This window comes from Aristophania sp. ESL1142, from assembly GCF_058107345.1.
In genome coordinates, this window is sequence record NZ_JBYLUH010000002.1 from 97,208 (window position 1) to 118,853 (window position 21,646).

The 21,646-nt window shown below is 47.0% G+C and carries 17 protein-coding genes; 11 read left to right on the forward strand and 6 right to left on the reverse strand.

The genetic code is table 11. The annotated features are described in order from the left end of the window. The first annotated feature begins 254 nt into the window (after nucleotides 1–254). The 7 genes from tkt (at nucleotide 255) to AC3B6P_RS08235 (ending at nucleotide 8,701) form a co-directional block, all read left to right on the forward strand. Nucleotides 255–2,315 (forward strand): transketolase, encoded by a 2,061-nt coding sequence (tkt, locus tag AC3B6P_RS08205; RefSeq protein WP_489805647.1) that lies wholly within the window; start codon nucleotides 255–257, stop codon nucleotides 2,313–2,315. A 35-nt stretch (nucleotides 2,316–2,350) separates the two neighbouring features. Then, a complete protein-coding gene (locus AC3B6P_RS08210; RefSeq protein ID WP_489805648.1) occupies nucleotides 2,351–5,203 on the forward strand; it encodes a bifunctional transaldolase/phosoglucose isomerase in 2,853 nt (950 codons plus the stop codon). Beyond that, the gene (gene gnd, locus AC3B6P_RS08215) at nucleotides 5,204–6,208 is read left to right on the forward strand and encodes a phosphogluconate dehydrogenase (NAD(+)-dependent, decarboxylating) (protein WP_489805649.1); all 1,005 of its coding nucleotides are present in this window, start codon (nucleotides 5,204–5,206) and stop codon (nucleotides 6,206–6,208) included. It begins immediately after the preceding gene. Nucleotides 6,209–6,278: 70 nt separating this feature from the next. Continuing rightward, the gene (locus AC3B6P_RS08220) at nucleotides 6,279–7,103 is read left to right on the forward strand and encodes an HAD family hydrolase (protein WP_489805650.1); all 825 of its coding nucleotides are present in this window, start codon (nucleotides 6,279–6,281) and stop codon (nucleotides 7,101–7,103) included. Between the two features lie 27 nt (nucleotides 7,104–7,130). Continuing rightward, nucleotides 7,131–7,868: a 6-phosphogluconolactonase gene (pgl, locus tag AC3B6P_RS08225; RefSeq protein ID WP_489805651.1), complete on the forward strand. Its 738-nt coding sequence runs from the start codon at nucleotides 7,131–7,133 to the stop codon at nucleotides 7,866–7,868. Then, nucleotides 7,869–8,555 (forward strand): ribose 5-phosphate isomerase A, encoded by a 687-nt coding sequence (gene rpiA, locus AC3B6P_RS08230; protein WP_489805652.1) that lies wholly within the window; start codon nucleotides 7,869–7,871, stop codon nucleotides 8,553–8,555. Continuing rightward, a complete protein-coding gene (locus AC3B6P_RS08235) occupies nucleotides 8,543–8,701 on the forward strand; it encodes a hypothetical protein (RefSeq protein WP_489805653.1) in 159 nt (52 codons plus the stop codon). The genes rpiA and AC3B6P_RS08235 overlap by 13 nt, the downstream gene beginning before the upstream one ends. 283 nt (nucleotides 8,702–8,984) lie before the next feature. Here the strand turns inward: AC3B6P_RS08235 and AC3B6P_RS08240 are convergent, their stop codons facing one another. From AC3B6P_RS08240 to AC3B6P_RS08255, 4 genes are all read right to left on the reverse strand, one after another. After that, on the reverse strand, nucleotides 8,985–9,818 hold the full coding sequence (locus AC3B6P_RS08240; RefSeq protein WP_489805654.1) for a pyruvate, water dikinase regulatory protein: 834 nt from the start codon (nucleotides 9,816–9,818) through the stop codon (nucleotides 8,985–8,987). A gap of 90 nt (nucleotides 9,819–9,908) precedes the next feature. Next, the gene (gene ppdK / locus AC3B6P_RS08245; RefSeq protein WP_489805934.1) at nucleotides 9,909–12,572 is read right to left on the reverse strand and encodes a pyruvate, phosphate dikinase; all 2,664 of its coding nucleotides are present in this window, start codon (nucleotides 12,570–12,572) and stop codon (nucleotides 9,909–9,911) included. Between the two features lie 245 nt (nucleotides 12,573–12,817). Beyond that, nucleotides 12,818–14,293, reverse strand: coding sequence for a helicase HerA domain-containing protein (locus tag AC3B6P_RS08250; protein ID WP_489805655.1), 1,476 nt, complete (start codon nucleotides 14,291–14,293; stop codon nucleotides 12,818–12,820). Between the two features lie 4 nt (nucleotides 14,294–14,297). Beyond that, nucleotides 14,298–15,533, reverse strand: coding sequence for an NAD(P)-dependent oxidoreductase (locus tag AC3B6P_RS08255; RefSeq protein ID WP_489805656.1), 1,236 nt, complete (start codon nucleotides 15,531–15,533; stop codon nucleotides 14,298–14,300). A gap of 76 nt (nucleotides 15,534–15,609) precedes the next feature. Here AC3B6P_RS08255 and panC point away from each other — a divergent pair, with 76 nt between their 5' ends. The 4 genes from panC to AC3B6P_RS08275 all read left to right on the forward strand — a co-directional run bounded on the left by panC (nucleotide 15,610) and on the right by AC3B6P_RS08275 (nucleotide 19,444). After that, nucleotides 15,610–16,446, forward strand: coding sequence for a pantoate--beta-alanine ligase (panC, locus tag AC3B6P_RS08260; RefSeq protein WP_489805657.1), 837 nt, complete (start codon nucleotides 15,610–15,612; stop codon nucleotides 16,444–16,446). A gap of 84 nt (nucleotides 16,447–16,530) precedes the next feature. Further along, nucleotides 16,531–17,445, forward strand: coding sequence for a DMT family transporter (locus AC3B6P_RS08265; RefSeq protein WP_489805658.1), 915 nt, complete (start codon nucleotides 16,531–16,533; stop codon nucleotides 17,443–17,445). Nucleotides 17,446–17,586: 141 nt separating this feature from the next. Beyond that, nucleotides 17,587–18,696: a glycerol dehydrogenase gene (locus AC3B6P_RS08270; RefSeq protein ID WP_489805659.1), complete on the forward strand. Its 1,110-nt coding sequence runs from the start codon at nucleotides 17,587–17,589 to the stop codon at nucleotides 18,694–18,696. A gap of 139 nt (nucleotides 18,697–18,835) precedes the next feature. Continuing rightward, nucleotides 18,836–19,444: an HAD family hydrolase gene (locus tag AC3B6P_RS08275; protein ID WP_489805660.1), complete on the forward strand. Its 609-nt coding sequence runs from the start codon at nucleotides 18,836–18,838 to the stop codon at nucleotides 19,442–19,444. A gap of 80 nt (nucleotides 19,445–19,524) precedes the next feature. Here AC3B6P_RS08275 and AC3B6P_RS08280 read toward each other — a convergent pair whose 3' ends face one another. Together AC3B6P_RS08280 and AC3B6P_RS08285 are read right to left on the reverse strand one after the other, a co-directional pair. After that, nucleotides 19,525–20,004: a 5-fold beta-flower protein gene (locus AC3B6P_RS08280; protein WP_489805661.1), complete on the reverse strand. Its 480-nt coding sequence runs from the start codon at nucleotides 20,002–20,004 to the stop codon at nucleotides 19,525–19,527. A gap of 658 nt (nucleotides 20,005–20,662) precedes the next feature. After that, nucleotides 20,663–21,565 carry a diacylglycerol/lipid kinase family protein gene (locus tag AC3B6P_RS08285; protein ID WP_489805662.1) on the reverse strand — a complete coding sequence of 301 codons (903 nt, stop codon included), beginning with the start codon at nucleotides 21,563–21,565 and terminating at the stop codon, nucleotides 20,663–20,665. Between the last annotated feature and the right edge of the window lie 81 nt (nucleotides 21,566–21,646).

The window sequence follows — 21,646 nt, forward strand, 5'->3', positions numbered from 1 at the left end:
AGAAGAAAGCAGTATTTCCACATTTCATAATGACAAAAAGCTTTATAAAATGCCTGGAATTCTATCATTTTTGCATCATAAAGTGACGCTGCATCTTGTGCCAGATTTTTTTGTTTTTTACTCAGTTAAGTTCGCAAGAAATTCTGACTATTTCGTGAATGCACAAATGGCCAGAGAAGCTGGACAGGTTATCTGACGGCAGGGCAAACTGTCCGGGAAAATATTATAGATATTACGAATTGAGGATTTCCAAAGTGACTGAAGCGCTATCGAAACTCAGTATTGATACCATTCGTACCCTTTCAATGGATGGCGTCCAGCGTGCCAATTCCGGTCATCCAGGTACGGCTATGGCCCTTGCTCCTGCGATGTATGCCCTATGGCAACATGATATGAATTATGACCCCGCCAACCCGCTTTGGCCAGCAAGAGACCGTTTTGTGCTTTCAGGCGGACATGCTTCCATGTTGCTTTATTCCCTGATTCACCTTGCAGGAATCCATAAGGTCAAAAACGGCGCTGTTCTGAACACGCCTTCCTTGACATTGAAGGACCTTGAGTCGTTCCGTCAGCTTGACTCCCTGACACCAGGGCATCCAGAATATCATCATACAACGGGTGTTGAGACGACAACGGGGCCTCTTGGGCAAGGGTGCGGCATGTCTGTCGGGATGGCTATGGCAGAGCGCTGGCTTGCTGCGCGTTACAACCGTCCGGGATTTGACCTTTTCGATTATCACATCACAACTTTCTGTGGCGATGGTGATATGATGGAAGGCATCGTTTCTGAAGCTGCGTCTCTGGCAGGGCATCTGGCTTTAAGTAATCTGACATGGGTTTATGACCGCAATCATATCTCGATTGAAGGCTCGACAGACCTCACCTTTACGGAAGATGTTGGAAAACGTTTTGAAGCTTATGGCTGGCATGTTGTACATATCGAGGATGGTAATGATGTAAAAGCCATTCATACTGCTTTGAAAGAATGTAAGCAGGTTAAAGACAGGCCCAGTCTGATCGTCTTGACGACTATTATTGGCTACGGTGCTCCTCATAAGGCTGGTACGGCATCAGCACATGGCGAACCGCTCGGTGCTGAAGAGATTGCGGGTGCAAAAGCTGCTTATGGTTGGCCTGAAAAAGCTCCAGAATTTTTTGTTCCCGACGGGGTTAAGGAGCATTTTGCGACAGGGCTAGGGAAGAGAGGGGCTAAGGCCAGTGCAAAATGGTATGAGCTCTTTGCTGAATATAGCAAAAAATATCCTGATCTTGCAGCTGAGCTGAAAGCAATTTTTGCGGGTGATTTACCTGATGGCTGGGATAAGGATCTGCCGGTTTATCCGACAAATGAGAAAGGGATTGCTTCTCGTGCAAGTTCTGGTGAGGTTCTCAATGATGTCGCAAGGAACCTGCCATGGATGATTGGCGGTTCAGCTGATCTCTCTCCTTCGACCAAGACGACCATTAAGGATGGTGGTTCTTTCCAGCCTGCCAAATGGAATGGTTCTTATGCAGGCCGTAACATCCATTTTGGGGTGCGTGAGCATGCAATGGGGGCTATCTGTAATGGCCTGGCACTGGCAGGGCTGCGTAGTTTCTGCTCCGGGTTCCTGATTTTCTCCGATTATATGAAGAATCCCATCAGGCTCTCTGCATTAATGAATCTACCTGTAACATATGTCTTTACGCATGATTCAATCGGCGTTGGAGAAGATGGGCCAACCCATCAGCCTATTGAGCAGTTGGTTCAGTTGAGAGCAACGCCAAATGTGGTTGTGCTGCGTCCAGCAGATGCCAATGAAGTTTCAGAAGCCTGGCGTTTTACGATGCAACATAAGACAGGTCCTGTCGCCTTTGCTCTAAGTCGCCAGAATTTGCCAACGATTGACCGCACAAAATATGCCTCTGCTTCCGGCCTGTCCAAAGGAGCTTATGTGTTAGGCTGTTGTGGACAGATGCCCGATATTATCTTGATGGCAACAGGCTCCGAAGTGGGACTGGTTGTGAAGGTCTATGAACGTCTGATTGAAGAAGGTGTGAAAGCACGTGTGGTTTCCATGCCAAGCCTTGATCTTTTTGAGGAGCAGGATCTTTCATATCGTGAGAGCGTGTTGCCACCTTCTGTAAAAGCACGTGTCGGCGTAGAAATGGCATCTCCCATTGGGTGGGATAGATATGTCGGTCCAACAGGTACGATGATTGCTATGCATGGTTATGGTGCTTCCGCTCCTGCTGAAGAACTGATGAAGAAATTCGGCTTTACCGTTGAGGAAGTCTATAAGGCGGCAAAAGCACAGCTTGCAGCTCATAAATAAGAATAAGCTGGAACGTAGAATTAAAAGGAAGAGAAATGACCCACAATAAAGAGGGCAACTCCCTGAAAAGACTGGCCGGATATGGCCAGTCACCTTGGTTTGATTTCATACGGCGTGATTTTACGGCCAATGGCTCCTTAAAAAAAATGGTCGAAGAAGATGGATTGAAAGGCGTTACGTCTAATCCTGCAATTTTCGAAAAGGCAATTGGCCACGGTGCGGAATATGAAGAGGAGGTACGTTCCCTTCTCTCAAAAGAAAATCTTTCTGCAGGTGAGCTTTATGAGCGCATCGCCATTGAAGATATTCGCGCTGCCTGTGCGGTTCTGAAGCCGGTTTTTGATGAGACCAGAAAGCGTGATGGCTATGTCAGCCTGGAGGTCTCGCCTTATATTGCTTACGACCAGAAAGCAACGATTGCTGATGCACGTCGCCTCTGGAAAGAGGTTCATCGCGAGAACCTCATGATCAAGATACCAGCAACGAAAGAAGGCACGGCTTCTGTCAAGGAAGCTATTTCTGACGGCATCAATGTCAATGTAACGTTGCTTTTCTCTCTTGATGCCTATAAAGCTGTGCTTGAAGCTTATATTCAGGGTCTTGAAGAACGGGTTAAAAAAGGTGAGAGCCTAGCGCATCTGGCAAGTGTCGCTTCTTTCTTTGTCAGCCGTATTGATAGTAAAATCGACGCAGAAATTGACCGTCGTATTGCAGATAATGATCCTGAGTCTGAAGCTCTGAAGGCTTTACGCGGCAAAGTAGCGATTGCTAATGCCAAGCTTGCTTACCAGCATTATCTCGAAGTGACCAATAGTCCGCGCTGGAAAGCACTGGAAGAGCGAGGGGCGCAAACCCAACGACTGCTTTGGGCCAGTACTGGGACAAAAGACAAGGCTTATAGCGATGTCCTTTATGTCGAGGAGCTGATTGGTGGTGATACGGTCAATACCATTCCCCCAGCGACATTTGATGCTTTTCGCGATCATGGGAAACTGAGAGCAAGCCTGGTTGAGACTGTTGAAGAGGCCCGGAAGGTGCTTTCTGAAACAGAGAGGCTTGGGCTTGGTCTTCAGAAAATAACTGAAACGCTGGTTATAGAAGGATGTGCTTCCTTTTGCGTCGCTTTTGATGCCCTGTTAGGGGCTGTGGAAGCACGCCGTGAAGCTGTGCTTGCGGATCGCCTGGCTTCTGTCAGTCTTGCTCTTTCCGAAGATATTTCCAACGCTGTGGTGGCCGCGGAGAAGAAATGGGCACAGAGTGGTGAAATCCGCCAGATCTGGGCCCGTGATGCAGCTGTCTGGACAAACGGTCCGGAAAGCAAGTGGTTGGGGTGGCTTAATGGCCCAGCTGACAGCCTTGCTCTTTGTGGTGTTTATGAAAAATTCGCTCAGGAAGTGAAAGGCCGTCATTATAGCGATATCCTCCTTTTGGGGATGGGAGGATCCAGTCTGGGTCCAGAAGTGCTGGAGAAAACATTTGGTCATAGTGTCGGTTTCCCACGCCTTCATGTTCTTGACAGCACTGACCCTCAGCAAATTGCAAGTTTTGAGCAGAAGATCGACCTGAAAAAAACCCTTTTTATTGTTTCAAGCAAGTCAGGAAGCACATTAGAGCCGAACATTCTTTTTGCTTATTTCTGGGAGCAGGCCAAAAAAGCTTTAGGGCAGGATCCTGGTCCTCATTTTGTTGCAGTCACTGATCCAGGATCAGCCTTTGAGAAAAAAGCCAAAGATCATAAATTCGGTCATATTTTTTATGGTAATCCAGAAATCGGAGGACGTTATTCAGTAATTTCGGCTTTCGGTCTCGTTCCAGCAGCGGCAGCAGGTTATAATGTCAGGGCTCTTCTGGAAAGCGCTATGCTAATGGTCGGTTCCTGTGATGGGAGTGTGCCACCCGTTATGAATCCAGGTGCGCGCATAGGGTTAAGCTGGGGAGTAGCGGCTAAAACATTTGGCCGTGATAAAATCACAATTGTGACTTCTCCGACTTTTGCGTCCCTTGGTGCATGGCTTGAACAGCTTGTTGCGGAAAGTACAGGTAAAAAAGGTACTGGCCTGATCCCGATTGATGGTGAGACTCTGTCTGATCCTGAGGTTTATGGAAAAGATCGTGTTTTTGTCGAGTTACGTCTGGTAAGTGAAGCTCCTGATCCACGTATGAAAGCTCTGCGTGACGCTGGACATCCAGTGATAACGGTCCAGCTTCATCAGAAAGAACAACTTGCTCAGGCTTTTTTCGTCTTTGAATTTGCAACCGCTGTTGCAGGGTCTGTTTTAGGGATTGATCCTTTTGACCAACCTGATGTTGAATTTAGTAAAATTGAGACGCGTAAGCTGACCTCTGCTTATGAAGAGACAGGCAGCCTGCCAGCTGAAGCTCCTTTTGTTACAGATGGTGCTCTTGAATTTTTCGCTGATGATAAAAATGCTCAGTCTCTTGGTAAGGGAAACGGTGTTTCCGTTCTCAAAGCGCATTTCGCACGCCTTAGGAAAAGCGATTATTTTGGCCTTCTGGCTTATATTGAGCAGAATGAATCTCATAAAGCCTGGGTGCAGCATGTAAGGCTTACCTTAAGAGATCAGTTGCATGTGGCTGTTGCGGCTGAGTTTGGCCCTCGTTTCCTTCATTCAACAGGTCAGGCCTATAAAGGTGGACCGGATAGTGGTGTGTTCCTCCAGATTACGGCAGATGATGTGGCTGATTTAAAAGTTCCTGGCTCCAGCTATACGTTTGGTGTTGTGAAGGCAGCGCAGGCACGGGGAGATTTTGATGTTCTTGCTTCGCGTGGTCGTCGTGCGCTTCGAGTTCATATAAAAGGGTCTCTGGAAGAGGGACTGAAGCGCCTGAATAGCCTTGTTATAGAAGCACTTGAAGGAACAAAATAAATGCATATTGGAATTATTGGTCTTGGCCGGATGGGCGGTAATATTGCAGCGCGTTTGACACGGCATGGTCATGACGTTGTTATGCTGGACCGTACGCCGAAGACCTATATTGACACTATTGCCAAATGTGCAGAAGGCAAGGCTCACGGTGTCCATAGCCTTGAAGAAATGGTTGAGGCACTCGGCAAATCAGGTGAAAGCCGTCGTGTAATCTGGTCCATGTTGCCTGCCGGCAGGATTACCGAAGAGACGGTTGCTGAACTTGGCAAGCTGCTCGGAAAAGGTGATATTATTATTGATGGCGGAAATAGCTATTATAAAGATGATATCAGACGTTCCAAAGCTCTCGCTGAGAAAGGTATTTCCTATATTGATGTAGGTACTTCAGGTGGTGTGTGGGGTTTGGAGCGGGGGTACTGCCTCATGTATGGAGGAGATAAGGAAGCAGCAGATTATGTTGATCCTTTTCTCAAAGCATTAGCACCGGGGGTCGGCTCTGTTTCACCCTCAGCGAATCGTGATGTCAGTAAGCATGATTCCCGTGCCGAGCAGGGGTATCTCTATTGCGGACCAGCCGGTTCAGGCCATTTTGTGAAAATGGTTCATAATGGAATCGAATATGGCATGATGCAGGCTTTTGCAGAAGGGTTTGATGTTCTCAAATCCAAAAATTCTGAAAAGCTGCCTGAAGATGAACGTTTCGATCTCAATGTTGCTGATATTGCTGAGCTCTGGCGTCGTGGGAGTGTTGTCTCTTCATGGCTGTTGGATCTGACGGCTTCTGCACTCGCCAATAATGGTGAGCTTAGTGAATTTAGCGGTGAGGTTCAGGATTCAGGTGAAGGGCGCTGGACGATCGAAGCTGCTATTGAGGAAGATGTTCCTGCTCCTGTCATGACGGCGGCGTTATTTACACGTTTTAGGTCACGGTCAGGTAATAATTTTGCTGAAAAGGTTCTCTCGGCAATGCGTTTTGGTTTTGGTGGTCACGTGGAGCCTAAATAAACCATGATTATGGAATGGTGCCGGGCCAGAAAGTCTGGCATCGTTTCTCAGATGAAAGGATTCCCATTTTATGGGTGAAGAACAACTTCCTCTTAAACTTGTTGTTTCTGATATGGATGGGACCCTTCTCCCGAAAAATAAAGTTCTGACGGCCAGAACACGTGAAATGATCAAACAGCTGGAACGTGCAGGCGTGACATTATGTCTGGCTAGTGCACGCCCTCCAGAAGGGATGATGCGCTATATCAATCAGCTCAGCTTAACATCTATCTGCGCTGGTTTTAATGGCGGTCTTATCTTCACGCCTCATAAACAGATTCATGAAAATATAACATTATCCCTGCCTTTGGTGCATGATCTTATAGATGCAATGGCATCATATCCTGTTGAAATCTGGTTGCAGGATTATAAAACATGGCTTGTAGAGGATAAAACAACGGCTCTTGTTCAGCATGAACATGAAGTTACGGATGTCGAACCCGTTCAGGTTACAAGATTACGCGATCATGCTGTTCCTGTTAATCGTGTTGTGGCTATGGGGCGTGATCCGGAAGTTCTGGTTGCGTTGGAACACGCTTTAAGCAGCCATTATCAGGGTCGTATTTCAGCTTTGCGCTCTAACCCTCTTATGCTTGATATTACTGCGCCCCAGGCTACGAAGGGCCATGCTCTCAGGAAGATTGCGGAACTTTATAATATCCTTCCTGAGCAGATTGCCGCTCTGGGGGATGCTGAAAATGATATTTCGCTCTTAAAGGCTGCGGGTATAAGTATTGCCATGGGGCAGGCACCGCAAATTGTTAAAAATGCAGCCTCCTTTGTGACGACCGGGAATGAAGAAGAGGGCTGGGCCAAGGCGATAGAGGAATTTGTGTTGCCTAACCTTAAAGATTAAGACAGCCAGGTATTGAAGAGTAAAATTATGACCATGACTATGAAAGACGCATCTACTGAAATTTTAACTGATTCTGATGCGGTGGCTCAACGGATGGCAGCGCTGATCATATATGCTATCAGCGCTTCTACAGGACCAAAAATACGTATAGCCCTTTCTGGCGGGTCAACACCCAAACGTCTTTTTGAATATCTTGCCCAACCTGAGATAGCGCAGAAAATTGACTGGTCGCGTCTTGAGATTTTTTATGGGGATGACCGCCATATTCCTTATGACCATGCTGATAGCAATCATAAAATGGCGATGGAAACATTGCTCTCTAAAGTTCCTTTGCACCCTTCACAGATTTTCCCGATTCCGGTTTCTGGAACAGCTGAGGAAGATGCAGCTTCTTATGAAAAGACGCTTCAGGGTTTGTATGGAAGCGAGACACTGCAAACCGGCAAACCCTTTTTTGATATTGTCATATTAGGGCTGGGTCCAGATGGTCATACAGCGTCTCTCTTTCCGGGGCAGAAAGTGTTGGATGAAGGCAATCATTGGGTGGGTGTTGCCAGACCCACTCATGTTCCCTATGAACGCGTGACGTTAACTTATCGAGCTATCGCTTCAAGTCGCTTGGTCGTTTTTCTGGTTACAGGGGCTAGTAAAGCAGAAATGCTTGAAAGATTAAAAGCAGGTGATAAAACCATCCCTGCAGGGCGTATTTCATCTGAAGGAAAGATTCTTATTCTTGCTGATAGCGCGGCTGCTGGAGCAGGTTAGATGACGATTGATGCATGTAAACAGGCCGCGGCGGAAAAAGCGGTTTCTTTTATTGAATCTGGTATGGTTGTGGGGCTGGGAACCGGCACAACAGCGGCTTTTATGGTCAGGTGCCTTGGGAGGCGTGTGGCAGAGGGTCTGGATATTATAGGGATTCCGACCTCAGAGGCTACGAAATCTCTGGCGCAGAGTCTGGGCATCAAACTGGGCACTCTTGATGAACATCCCGACCTTGATATTGCCATTGATGGGGCTGACGAAGTTGAAAAAGGGACACTCAACCTCATTAAAGGGCTCGGAGGGGCTTTGTTGCGTGAGAAGATGATTGCTCAGGCAACAAAACGCTTTGTCGTAATTGTAGATGAGACTAAGCCTGTTGAAAGTTTGGGAGAGCGGGTTCCAGTTCCTGTGGAAGTGGTGCAGTTTGGAGCAAATAGTACAGCATCACGCCTGAGAAAGACCGGTGTCCAATCCGTAGTGGCGCGGAAAACGGCAGAGGGTAACTTGTTTATTACCGATAATGGCAATTATATATTTGACTGCATGTTTGGACCGATAAAAGATCCTTTTACTCTGGCCCAGGAACTTGATTCAATTGTGGGCGTCGTTGAGCATGGTTTGTTCGTCAATATGACCCAGGACGTAATTATCGCCCGGAAAGATGCTATTGTGCAATGGTCGCTTTAGAAGAGGAGATTATCCTCTCTAAAGATAAACCAGACTATATGGCGCCGCACTATCTGGTGGCTATGGGTGTTTCAGGAGTAGATAAAACGCCCTTTGCCGCGAGTGGCTTGAAAAACAGGTTCAATCAGGTCAAGGAGGAATCCTGACCTGCTCAGCCTTGAAACCTCACTACCGGGATATTCTATCCAGAGGTCTGTCAGTTCAGTTTATTTATCTATGTCCTGCACATGAAGTTGTAAAAGGGTGCTTTGAACGTCGTTCAGGGCGTTATATGCCGCCTTCCTTATTGCCAAGCCTATACTATGCTGGGAGAACCAGGAGAGGACGAAGCTGTTATAAAAGTCTCCGGTTTTGCGAGCCCGGAGACTTTACTGGAAAGCGTCCTTAAAATTCTTGAAAATTTCAGGTAGTTAAAAACTGATCTGCGACCTATAGCTCCTGTGAGCGGGATAGAATTTCCATAATCGAGGCTGACGTTTCCTCAATCGAACGTCTCGTCACATCAATAATGGGCCATTTATGGCTGCGACAGAGGCGTTTGGCCCAGTTAAGCTCTTCTTCCACTTTTTCGTAATCTATATAATCAGTTTGTGTTGTATTGGGGGTATGCCCATTTTCAGGAACAATCTGCGAAAGACGTGTTCTGCGGATATCAATGAGTGTCTGGGTTGAAATGGTTAGACCGATAATAGGGCATGTGGATTCATAAAGAGTAGGGGGAGGTTCTATGCCCATGACAAGGGGGATATTGGCCGCCATAATGCCACGATTGGCCAGATAAAAGCAGGTTGGGGTCTTTGAGACACGGGATACGCCCACTAAAATAACATCAGCTCCCTTTAAATCCTGCACTTGTTGACCATCATCATGGGAAAGGACGTAGTGCATAGCTTTGATGCGACGGTTATAACTTTCATCCATGATATACTGGCCACCTGGCCGCCCATTTGGTGTTTCTCCCGTTTCTTCAGCCAGAAAGCTGATGGCGCTATTGAGTACATCAAGAAGGCTGACGTGAATCTGCTCACAGCCTGCTTTCAGTTCATCCTGAAGCTTGGAGTTTGTAAAAGAAGACATCACGAGACCTGGCTTTAATGCAATCTGGTCAAGAACGTGACGTAATTGTAGCGAGGTCCGGATCAGGTTCCAGTGACGTAGTTGTATATCAAGTCCTGGAAATTGTGCCATACAGGCCCGCGCTACGGATTCAAGTGTCTGTCCTGTTGCATCTGAAATCAGATAGAGTATGAGCGTTTCAGCCATAAAATCTCCTTTTGTCAGCTTTGTGACAAAAAAGGCTGCTTTGAAGAAAGCAGCCTTTTTTGAATTTCTTTAATAACTGTTTATTCAGTTTTATTTTTTGTGTCTGGATGTCAGGGCTGCCTGAGCTGCGGCCAGACGGGCAACTGGAACCCGGAAAGGTGAGCATGAGACATAGTCTAATCCGACTTCTTCGAAGAAGGCAATGGAGCGTGGATCGCCACCATGTTCACCGCAAATACCAAGTTTGAGTCCTGGTTTGGCGGAACGGCCTTTTTCAACCCCCATACGGACCAGAGCCCCAACGCCTTCCTGATCGATCGAAATAAAGGGATCATGAGGGAGCAATCCCTTCTCTACATAAGAAGGAAGGAAAGAGCCAGCATCATCACGAGAAACCCCCAGAGTTGTCTGGGTAAGGTCATTGGTTCCGAAAGAGAAGAAATCTGCGCTTTCAGCAATTTTATCAGCCATCAGAGCCGCTCTCGGCAACTCAATCATGGTGCCAATAATGTAAGGCAGTTCAGCTTTCTGCTCTTTTAGCACGTCTGCGACGACTTTTTCACAAAGCTTACGAAGAAGATCAAGTTCAGCTTTTGTACCAATGAGAGGGATCATGATCTCAGGTTTGACAGGGCGACCTGTTTCCTTACTAACAAGAAGGGCCGCTTCAGTTAAGGCCCGAACCTGCATTTCATAGATTTCAGGATGGCTGATTCCGAGCCGGCAGCCACGATGCCCAAGCATTGGATTAGCTTCTGAGAGCGCGCTCCGGCGTTCGCGTAATATTTCAACATTCTGTCCCAGCGCTTTTGCCACTTCAGCCAGTTCCTGCTCTCCATGCGGGAGGAATTCGTGAAGAGGAGGGTCAAGAAGACGAACAGTGACAGGCAAACCAGCCATTGTCCGGAAGAGAGATGAGAAATCATCACGCTGGAACGGTAAGAGCGCGTTAATCGCCCGCGCCCGTGCCTCGGGTTCTTCCGCCATAATCATCTGCCGCACATGTCCGATGCGTTCTGGACCGAAGAACATATGCTCTGTACGACAGAGGCCGATACCTTCAGCACCAAAGCGGAGGGCTGTTTCAGCATCATCGAGTGTTTCAGCATTGGCACGGATACCGAGACGGCGTGCAGCGTCAGCCCATTGCATGAGGGTTGTGAAATCACCAGAGAGAGAAGGCGCTACAGTTGGCACGCGGCCAAGGAAAACCTCTCCAGTGCTCCCATCAAGGGTAATCCAATCCCCGGCTTTAAGGGTATGGCCATTTACGCTGAGGGTCTGGGCATTATAATTAACGGAAATTGTTCCTGCACCAGCAACGCACACTCTGCCCATACCACGTGCAACGACAGCAGCATGAGAGGTCATGCCTCCTCTTGTTGTAAGGACACCACGGGCAGCATGCATACCGTGGACGTCTTCAGGTGAGGTCTCGATACGGACAAGAATAACATCTTCACCCTTTGTGGCACGGTCTTCGACATCTTCAGCACTGAATGCGATGACGCCTGTTGCCGCTCCCGGAGAGGCAGGAAGCCCTTTTGTCATCAGAATACGCTCTGATTTAGGGTCCAGGACGGGATGCAGGAGCTGGTCTAATGATGAAGGGGGAACCTGTTTAATGGCCTCTTCCTTGGTGATGAGGCCCTCTTTTGCCATATCAATGGCAATCCGCAGGGAAGCAGCAGCAGTACGTTTGCCGTTGCGGGTCTGGAGAAGATAGAGTTTGTTACTTTGAACAGTAAACTCAATATCCTGCATATCCCTGTAGTGACGTTCCAGAAGTTCGCGAACTTTCAGAAGTTCTTTATAGGCGTCTGGAAGTGCTTTTTCCATGGAGGTCTGCCCAGAAGCTGCTTTCGCTTCTGCCATGGGCTGTGGCGTGCGGATTCCCGCGACAACGTCCTCCCCTTGGGCATTAATGAGATATTCTCCGTAGAAAATATTCTCACCCGTGGAAGGATCGCGCGTAAAGCATACGCCTGTTGCGCAGTCATCACCCATATTGCCAAAGACCATGGATTGCACGTTGACTGCTGTTCCCCAGCTTGCAGGAATGTCATTAAGACGACGATATGTGTTTGCGCGGGGATTCATCCATGAGTTGAAAACAGCACTGATCGCGCCCCAAAGCTGTTCTTGAGGATCTGTTGGGAAAGGCGCTCCCGTTTCATTCAGAACCAGAGCCTTGTAATCTTCGATCAGGAGTTTCCAGTTTTCAGCTGTTAGTTCCGTATCATCATTTTTGTGGAGCGTATGTTTGGCGCGTTCCAGAATTTCCTCAAAATGATGATGAGGAACCCCCATAACAACGGAGCCATACATCTGGATAAAGCGGCGGTAACTATCCCAGGCAAAACGATCATCACCTGCTGATTTAGCAAGGCCCTCAACAGTCTGATCATTCAGTCCGAGGTTGAGAACGGTATCCATCATGCCCGGCATGGAAACGCGTGCACCGGAACGGACGGAAACCAGCAAAGGCGCGTTTGCGTCTCCAAAACGTAGCCCCATGGTTTTTTCAATACCAGCCATGGCAGCTTCAAGCTGTCCGGCCAGATCAGAAGGATAAGAGCGTCCGTTTTCGTAAAAAGCAGAACAAACTTCCGTCGTGATGGTAAAACCAGGAGGAACAGGAAGACCAATTCTTGCCATTTCAGCAAGATTAGCCCCTTTGCCGCCAAGAAGGTTGCGCATTTCCGCACTGCCTTCATTCAGACCGGGTCCGAAACTATAAATCCATTTGCTCATCGCTTGCCCACTCATTTTTTCCTGCCTCAGTCGTGAGGCAGAAGTGACTCTTTCGTGATGCAGGAGGCTCTTATGGAACCCCTCTGATTCTCCACGAATTGAATCATGACTTTTTCTTCTGAAAGCTGCAATGGGTTTTTAAATTTTTTTTTAAAATAAAATAGAATAAGGCAGCAGACAGCGATGGCCATTTATGAGAGGCCAGGCAGGTAGAGTGCACACAGGTCTTTGTAAATATGGATATTTTAGTCTGCGGAGGTTTGCCAGGCAGGCCCGATTATCGCGATAATGCGTTTTGAACCTTCCTCACGCAGGATGATCATTTCACATTCTTCCAGATAGTGAAGTTGACGCCTTGCCCTGCTGAGAGAGTGCGTTCCGTAAATACGTGCCAGTATTTCATCGGAGGGGCAGGGTGCATGAGACCGTGCTGACTGGGCAAGAAGGAGGTAAAGACCTTGAAGGTCTTCGGGAAGCTGTTCAGAACGCCTGAGGATATCCTGCCAGTCTTCTGAAAGAGACTCTTCATAAGAAATCCCCGATCTGATCGACCCGAGAAGACGTCTGAAGCCATTCATATCGAGAACGGAACGTGGCAAGCCATGAAGGCGTGCTCTCATCTGGAAGTCCTGATAAAGCGTTGCCAGGGCGTGGTAATAACTTTTTTCATCGGTGGTTGTTTCGCGGATTAAATTCCATAATGCCAGTGGATCAGGCTCTTGAAGTCCGGCTGAGGTATTTTCTTCTGTGGCAGCAGCATTGGCACGCTTGTCTGCGTAAGCATCAAGTTGTGCCAGGAGATCGGGTGGCGGAGGTTGAAGCTCCCGCCGGGGGCGTGGGGTGAGTTCGGGTTCATCCTGTAAAATGAGTTCGTGCAATTCTTCTACTGAAACAGAGGGTTTTTCTAGAGGCATAAGCAGAGGACCAGAACCTCGGCTCGCTGTTGCGACAGAGCCTATCGTAATGCGTTTCGGTCGGCGGGATAAGGCCGGGCCGAGTGCCATGAACTGACCACGTTCCAGATCACGAAACGCCTCTGCGGCTCTGCGTTCCATTCCCAGAAGGTCGGCAGCCCGTGCCATGTCAATATCCAGGAACGTCCGTCCCATAAGGAAATTTGAGGCTTCAGCGGCCACGTTTTTGGCCAGTTTTGCCAGACGTTGTGTAGCGATGATTCCGGCCAGTCCCCTTTTGCGGCCACGGCACATGAGATTGGTCATGGCGCCAAGAGAAAGGCGTCGGGCTTCGTCAGAGGTATCGCCCCCAGCCGCAGGCGCAAAGAGCTGTGCCTCATCGACTATGACAAGGACAGGATACCAATAAGTACGTGGGGCTTCAAAAAGACCCGTCAAAAAAGCGCCTACAGCACGTAACTGTCTCTCTGCTTCAAGAGATTCAAGGTTGAGAATGACTGAGACGCGGTGGATACGCGCTCTCTCTCCTGCTGCTTGCAGAGCAGCCTCGCTTTGTGCCTCTACATTAATAACCAGGTGATCGTAAGGCTCCGCCAGGGTAACAAAATCCCCCTCAGGGTCGATAATGATCTGTTGTACGAGAGTCGCCGTTTGTTCCAGTAACCGCCTGAGAAGGTGAGATTTCCCGGAGCCTGAATTGCCCTGTACCAGTAGGCGTGTGGCAAGGAGTTCTGGCAGGTCAAGGAAGGCGTCAGCGCCGGAGTGGTCTCGACCGAGATTAATAGTGGCAGGAGAAGCTATCGTCATGGTTTTATAGTTTAGTCGTCAATGAAGAAGAGAGCCAGTGTTCAACACCCTGGCTGACAATATAAGCAGTTGAAAAACAGGCCTGGAGTAAATAGCCACCGGTTGGTGCTTCCCAATCCAGCATTTCACCACAGGTGAAGACTCCTGGGTGAGTTTTTAGCATAAAATTGTCGGTCAAAGCAGAAAAACGTAATCCGCCAGCCGTAGAAATGGCGCGGTCCAGACTATCTGTCGCGATCAGGGTGAGCGGGAAGTTTTTAACAGACTGTCCTAATGACGCAGGGTCAGTCTGTTCACGTGGAAGATGTGTGATGAGAGAGGATGAAAATCTGTCAAATTTCAGAGCCTTGCGCAGACGGTTTGTGAGCGTTTCCCGAGGGCGCTGCCGGGCCAGACGGGAGGCTATGTCGGCGCTGGTTAAAGAGGGTCTGAAATCAAGGGAAAGTGTTGCAGAACCCTGTTTTTTGATTGTCTCGCGTAAAAGGGGAGACAAGGCATAGAGGGGAGCGCCTTCCAGACCTCTTTGTGTCACAGTCAGGTCCCCTCTTGCTTTCTGCCCGGCAAAGGTGAGTAAGATAGACTTTAAATGAGCGCCTTCATGTTTCTGGTAAAACTCAACGGGCCAATCAGGCATAAAGCCACAATTTGACGGTTCGAACGGGGCACATAATCCTGCAAAAAGAGCTGACCAGTGGCCGTCACTTCCCAGACGGGGCCAGCTTGCGCCTCCTAGCGCCAAAATACAGCTATCAAAGGGGCAAGTGACAGCGCCTTGTTCATTTCTGAAATAAGCTGTCTGCCCTTTTATTTCAATGAGCTCATGATGAGGGTGGAAAGTGACTTTCAGTTCCTGCAATCTCTGAAGCCACGCGCGCAGGAGGGGGGAGGCTTTGAGCGTCGAAAGGAAAATACGTCCTGAACTTCCTTTAAAGCAGGGCTGCCCAAGATCTTCGGCCCACTGAACCAAGGATTCTGGCGGAAAGGCACGTATGGCAGCTTCCAGCTGAGAGCGCGCTTTCCCATATCGGGTAATGAAACGGTTAAGCGGTTCACTATGAGTAAGGTTAAGCCCGCTTCTTCCAGCCATGAGAAATTTTCGACCGGGGCGGTTCATATGGTCAAAAAGATGGACAGAATAACCTTTTTGCGCCAAACATTCCGCGGCAAAAAGGCCGGATGGACCAGCTCCGATGATGACAATCATAGGGTTGACTGGATGTGTGACAGAGGCTGAGGTCATCAGAAGAAGAGGGTCTTTCAGAGTGATTGATGTGTTACTCTATAAAGGGCCAAGACGTTATTGAGAAGGATTGAACATGAAGCATTGCACGACGATCAAGAGCCTTCGTCAGGCACGTGCGGACTATAAACAGGTTGGTTTTGTGCCTACAATGGGTTTCCTCCATGAAGGACATCTTTCTCTCGTAAGGCGTGCCAAGGCAGAAAATGATGCTGTGATTGTCAGTATTTTTGTCAATCCTACCCAGTTTGGGCCGCAGGAAGATTTTGATAGCTACCCTCGTGATATTGAACGTGATCTTGCGCTTCTGGCAAATGAAGGGGTTGATGTGGTTTTTACTCCTGACGCAGCAGAATTCTATCCTCCCGATTTTGCAACGACTATAGAGGTCGGAGGTGTTGCAATGCAGTTGGAAGGTGTGTCCCGGCCAGGACATTTTTCAGGCGTTGCCACTGTTGTGACGAAACTTTTTAACATTGTTCAGCCTCAAAAAGCCTATTTTGGTCAGAAAGATGCTCAGCAATGTGCGGTGATCAAAAGGTTTGTCAAAGATCTGAATATCCCTGTGGCCCTTACAATTGTTCCCACAAGGCGTGAGGAGGATGGTCTTGCCAGCTCCAGCCGTAATGTAAGATTGAGCAAAGAAGAACGTGCCTTGGCACCAGGGTTGTATAAGGCCCTGAAGGGGGTGCAGATTCTTTTTCAGTCAGGGGAGCGCGATCGGGAAGTTCTGGAATCAAGGCTGAAAGAGCTGTTGCAGCAAAACAACATTCCCCAGCCCGATTATGCCGTTATTATTGACTCTGCAACCTTTGAACCGGCCAATCCTGTCACAAATGATGCTCTGGCTCTTCTGGCGGTTCCTTTTGGTACAGTCAGGCTTATTGACAATTTGCCGTTAGGAATGAAGTAAGACCTCTCCCTTTATAATCGAGAGCTAAGGTTACTCGTTTTTAGAGGGCCTCTTCTTACTTTACATATAGGCGAATGAAAAGCCATGAGGTTTAATCAGCCGACTCTCGGTGTTCTTCTGGCTTTGGCTGGCTTTGCCTCCTTTGCTATTAGCGATATGTTCTCAAAACTGCTCGCAGGTCAGCTAAATCCCTTTGAAGTGGCTTTTTCTGGCGGAATGTTTGGGGTGCTCCTTCTTCCCTTTGTGAAGAAAAAGCATGAGAGTTATGCTGATATCATACCTTATAAGAGGGAGGTTCCCCTCTGGCTGTTACGCGCATTGGCAGTTTTTACAGCGACAGCGGTAAGTGTAGAGGCGTTCATGCTGCTTTCTATGCCAGAAGCTTTATCGCTGATATTTTTGATGCCTTTTATGGCGAATATTCTTTCGACCATTTTTCTGAAAGAACGTATTTCCATCGCCTCATGGCTTTCTGTCTTTATCGGATTTATTGGTGTTCTAATTGTATTAAGGCCAGGTGTCAGGCCTTTTAATCTGGGGTATGCCTGCGCTCTTATCTCAGCACTGGCAAATGCGGTTAGTGTCGTTGCCTATAAAGTAGCAACAGGTAAAACGAGTCGTCTGGAATTATTTGGTTCTTCCCTTGCGGGGCCTCTTATTGGCAATGGTTTTTTAATGATGGGCCATTTTACCTGGCCACGCGATATTACGGCATGGATTTACTTATTCGGATATGGATTTTTAGCAGCATTAGGTCAGCTTTTATTAATGACCGCAGCGCAGAAGACACCTGCAAGTCGCGTTTCCCTCGCACAATATAGTCAGATGATCTGGGCTGTTCTGTTCAGTCAGACCATTTTCCACGATCATATGGATCGCTGGACGGTGATTGGTGTTGTGATCGTGACGTTATCCGGTACGGTAAACTGGCTTGCACGTTCCCTGGTATCAGGAATATCGGGAAAGTTTCCTTTTTCTAAAGAACAGGGAAAAAGCTAGAATTCCATATCATAAGGCGTTTTTAAAGTTTAAATAACTATAATTTTATATTCCTCATGGCGAATATGCTGGAAGGGAAGTAGGTAGGAGGTATAGGCTGGAAAGGTAACGAAGAAACATTAAAGTCAGGGAGTATGAAAGATGCCTCACGAAATTCCTCGTTCAGTCACATCACCTAAAAAATTTATGATCGGTAGTGGGTTACTTGCCCAATTGCCGGATTTTGTGAAGGATTTCGGTAATAATGCCCTGATTATCAGTGATGTTTTTATTGTTGACCGCGTTAAGAAGGAAAGCGTCACAGCTTTGGAAAAAGCTGGTCTGAAGGGTTATGCAGAGCAGTTTGCTTTTGAATGTACCGATGATGAAATCAAACGTCTGGGAGGACTGGCAACGGCAAAAGGTGCCAATGTTATTGTCGGTGTTGGAGGTGGTAAGACGCTTGATACAGCAAAAGCTGTCGCGCATTATTACAAATTACCAGTCATTCTCTATCCTACGATTGCCTCGACAGATGCTCCTTGTACAGCGCTGGCTGTGATTTATACCAAGGAGGGCGCGTTTGACCGTTACCTCTATCTTCCGCAGAATCCCGATGTCATCATCGCTGATATTGATATTCTGGCAGCAGCTCCTGCCCGTTTCTTTGCAGCAGGTGTTGGAGATGCTCTGGCAACCTATTTTGAAGCCCGTGCCTGTTATAGAGCAGATGGCCTTAATCTTGTTCTGAAAAGGCCGTCACATGTCGGACTGGGATTGGCAAGAATGTGCTATGAATTTTTATGTGCAAATGTTGAAAAAGCGATGTACGGCATTCGCAATCACCTTTCTACACCGGCTGTCGAGCAGACCATTGAAGCGACAATTTACCTGAGCGGCATTGGTGCTGAATCAGGAGGGCTAGCCGCAGCCCATGCCATTAATAATGGTATGAGCAGTGTGCCTGACCTGCATAAGGCTCAGCATGGAGAAAAAGTTGTGTTCGGTCTGCTGACGCAGCTTGTTCTTGAAAACGCGCCAACCGAGGAAATAGAGTCTGTCATTAAGGTTATCAAAGCAGCAGGGTTGCCTATGACCTTGGCAGAGATCGGGGTAAAGACGTTTAAAGAAGCAGAATGGCGTAAAGTGGCTCATCTTGCCTGTGCTAAAGACGATACAATGGGGAATATGCCCTTTAAAGTAACGGAAGAGATGGTTTACCGTGCTATGGTTGCAGCAAATGCAATGGCGGAATCTTACCGTAAAAACTGAGTCACTATGCATTCCCCTTTTTGTAAGATCCAAAATATTTCGAAAAGGGGGGTGATGCTCCTGCAAGAGGGAAGCAGAAAAATCTCATAGCCTGTAATTAAGATATTATTATAAAATATATGTGTGGAGTATTATTTAGGTGGTTTGTGAAATAGACTTATCAAATTATGAATTTAAGGCGCTTATATTTGACTGTGATAATACGCTTGCCAAAACGGCACCCCTTCATTTTTCCTCTTTTGGGGTAGCGTTGAAAAAAGCTGGTTATGATCTTCCCCGTGACTGGTATTATGAACGTGTCGGGGTCTCAGGTGTTGATATGCTGAGAGAGTTTAAAAAAAGTTTTGGTGCCTGTTTTGATGTCGATAAAGTTAATCAGGAAAGCTCACTCTTATTTCGGCAAAATATAGAGCATGTGGAGGCGATTGCTCCAGTGGCCCAGATTGCACGGGATTATTATCGTAAGGTTGCGATGGCTGTTGCTTCAGGAGGGGAGCGTTCAGTTGTGGAAATCACTTTGCAGGCTATTGGTGTCAGAACACTTTTTACGGATGTTGTAACAGTTAATGACGTCCGCAAGGGAAAACCTGCCCCTGATCTGTTTTTACTAGCGGCTCAAAAAATGGGGATCGACCCCGCCTATTGCCTTGTTTTTGAAGATAGTGACGAGGGGATTATTGCTGCTCATGCTGCAAATATGCAGGTCATTGACGTCCGTAAGGCTCTGGGCCCATCATATTTGCAATAGATAAGTTACAGCGTTATAGACTTACGAACCCCGGACTGACTTTTCACAGACAGTCCGGGAAATTTTTCAGAGTAGGAGCGCTATTTTTGAGCGATTTCCTTGCTCTTTATGGATAGAATAATCGCACCAAGGGCATCATCGCCTTCTGGAACACTTCCTGCAAAATGCCCTTGGGCATCTTCAAGCATTCCATAGTGACTGACGCTCCCTATATAGGACCCTTGCTTATTCTCGACTTTCCCGTCAGTTCTCAGGCGGCCACTATAAGTGCCATTACTATCTTCGAAGTTTCCGTTTTCATCAATACGCCCGGCATAATCTCCTTGGGCATTTTCGATCTTGCCATCATTTTTTATGCTGCCGGCATAGTTTCCATCACGGTCTTCTACTTTCCCGCTAGTATCTATGCGCCCTGCATATTGACCTGAGGCATCAGTCAGTTTCCCTTCATGGCCAACGCCCTTTATATCCTCGGCGTAGGCGGAATGAAGAAGGCTGCTAGCGGTTATGAGAGCAGCCCCTGATGTAAGTGAGGAGGTTAGAAGTGCTTTTATTTTCATAGATATCCTTTCAATTCTGTAACGCTATAGGCGAAATCCCTTCATAGTTTTTGGTCCAACACAGAAGCCGAATCACAGAAATGTTCATCAAACTTCTGGAGGAGAGACTTCCCAGCGCTATTATACCACTCCATTATAGACCAGTAGAAAAAATATTATTTAAATCACCATAATTTGGTTAGTGTGAAAAATAATGAGTAATTATGTTAAAATAATGTCAGTATTTTTCTGTATAGAAAAGAATAATTTTTTATTAAAATAATATAGTGTTTCTTGTGTAAATTTATTTTTGGTACAAAAAATATTAATACCTTGTTTAGTAAGGATATATTTTTGTAGATGAGGAAAGATAGAGATTTTTATATTGTCCCTCATTGGTTTGAGGGTTTTGTCACGGGGTTATTTCTCTGGCAGAAGTAAGCCAAGGCGGTCAATATGCACATGATATTGACCTGTGGAGCCGAAATTAGCGAGCTTGAAGATGATGGTAGAATATTTGACGGATATCATCGAGGTGCCGTCAGTAGGGTCAAGGCATGCTTGGATGATATAGGCTAGACCGGAGGTGTGGATTTCATCAAAAATCAACATTAAAGGTGAACGATTTTTGAGACTGACATACTTTTAGCAAATATTTCATTATAAAAACAATTCTTCTTTACGGGGCAATGATTCTTAGAGGTTTGTCTGAGACGCTGATATCAGCTTTAGAGATTTCATGAGCATCACCGTCAATTTGTAGATCTATTTTTTGATGGGCGGGAATCTGAGCATTTTGAACGGTTCTTATTTCTATAAATTCATTTTTATTCCGAAATAAAAAGAAGGAAATAATAGATTTCAAGAAGGAAAACATTGTTTGGCAGCGAAATAAGATCACTTCGAAATTGTGAAATTGCTGAGGGGAGGTAGGAATGATCTGAAATTTACCTCCATAATAACGTCCTTTGGTTATAATAGCAGCTGTCAGATTCTCTTCTTTATTATCAAGAAAGAGTGTGAAGGGCGTGAATTTATATAATAATATGCATTTCAGGGCTGAAAGAACATAGGCTGAGCGTCCAATATATTTTTTAAGATGTGTGGAAACATTCCTGACAATCCAGCCATCCGGTCCTATCCCGGCCATCTGTATGAAGATGGTCTTTCCCTCTGGGGCGTTTATAATACCAGGCCAGATTTTCTTTGCCGCTGATTGCGTGAAAATCCGTTCAATCATCAGGGTATTTTCGTAATCATTGAAAGGAATTTCCAGTTCCCGAGCCAGGACGTTGGCTGATCCAATGGGGAAAATAGCCAATGGGACAGAAGAGCCAAGGAGCTGTTCTGCAATTTCGGAAATTGTACCATCCCCACCACCAACGATGATCAGGTCAATGTCGCCCTGGGCCAAAGCCTCTTTTGCGACCCCTCCTCCATGACCGGGATAGGCCGTAGGAGAGAGGGCGACATTCCAACCCAGTTTTTGCAGATTCTTTACAAATAACTGCAATCGCCGTGGCTTATAATGGCCTGCTACAGGGTTGAAAATCAGCAGAGCGTGTTTAGAGGAAAGGAGCATAATCAGGCTTTAAATAGGATAGCTCTTCAGGTTAATGGCCAGGAACATGGATAATATGTGAAGAAACATAGTCCTGGTTAT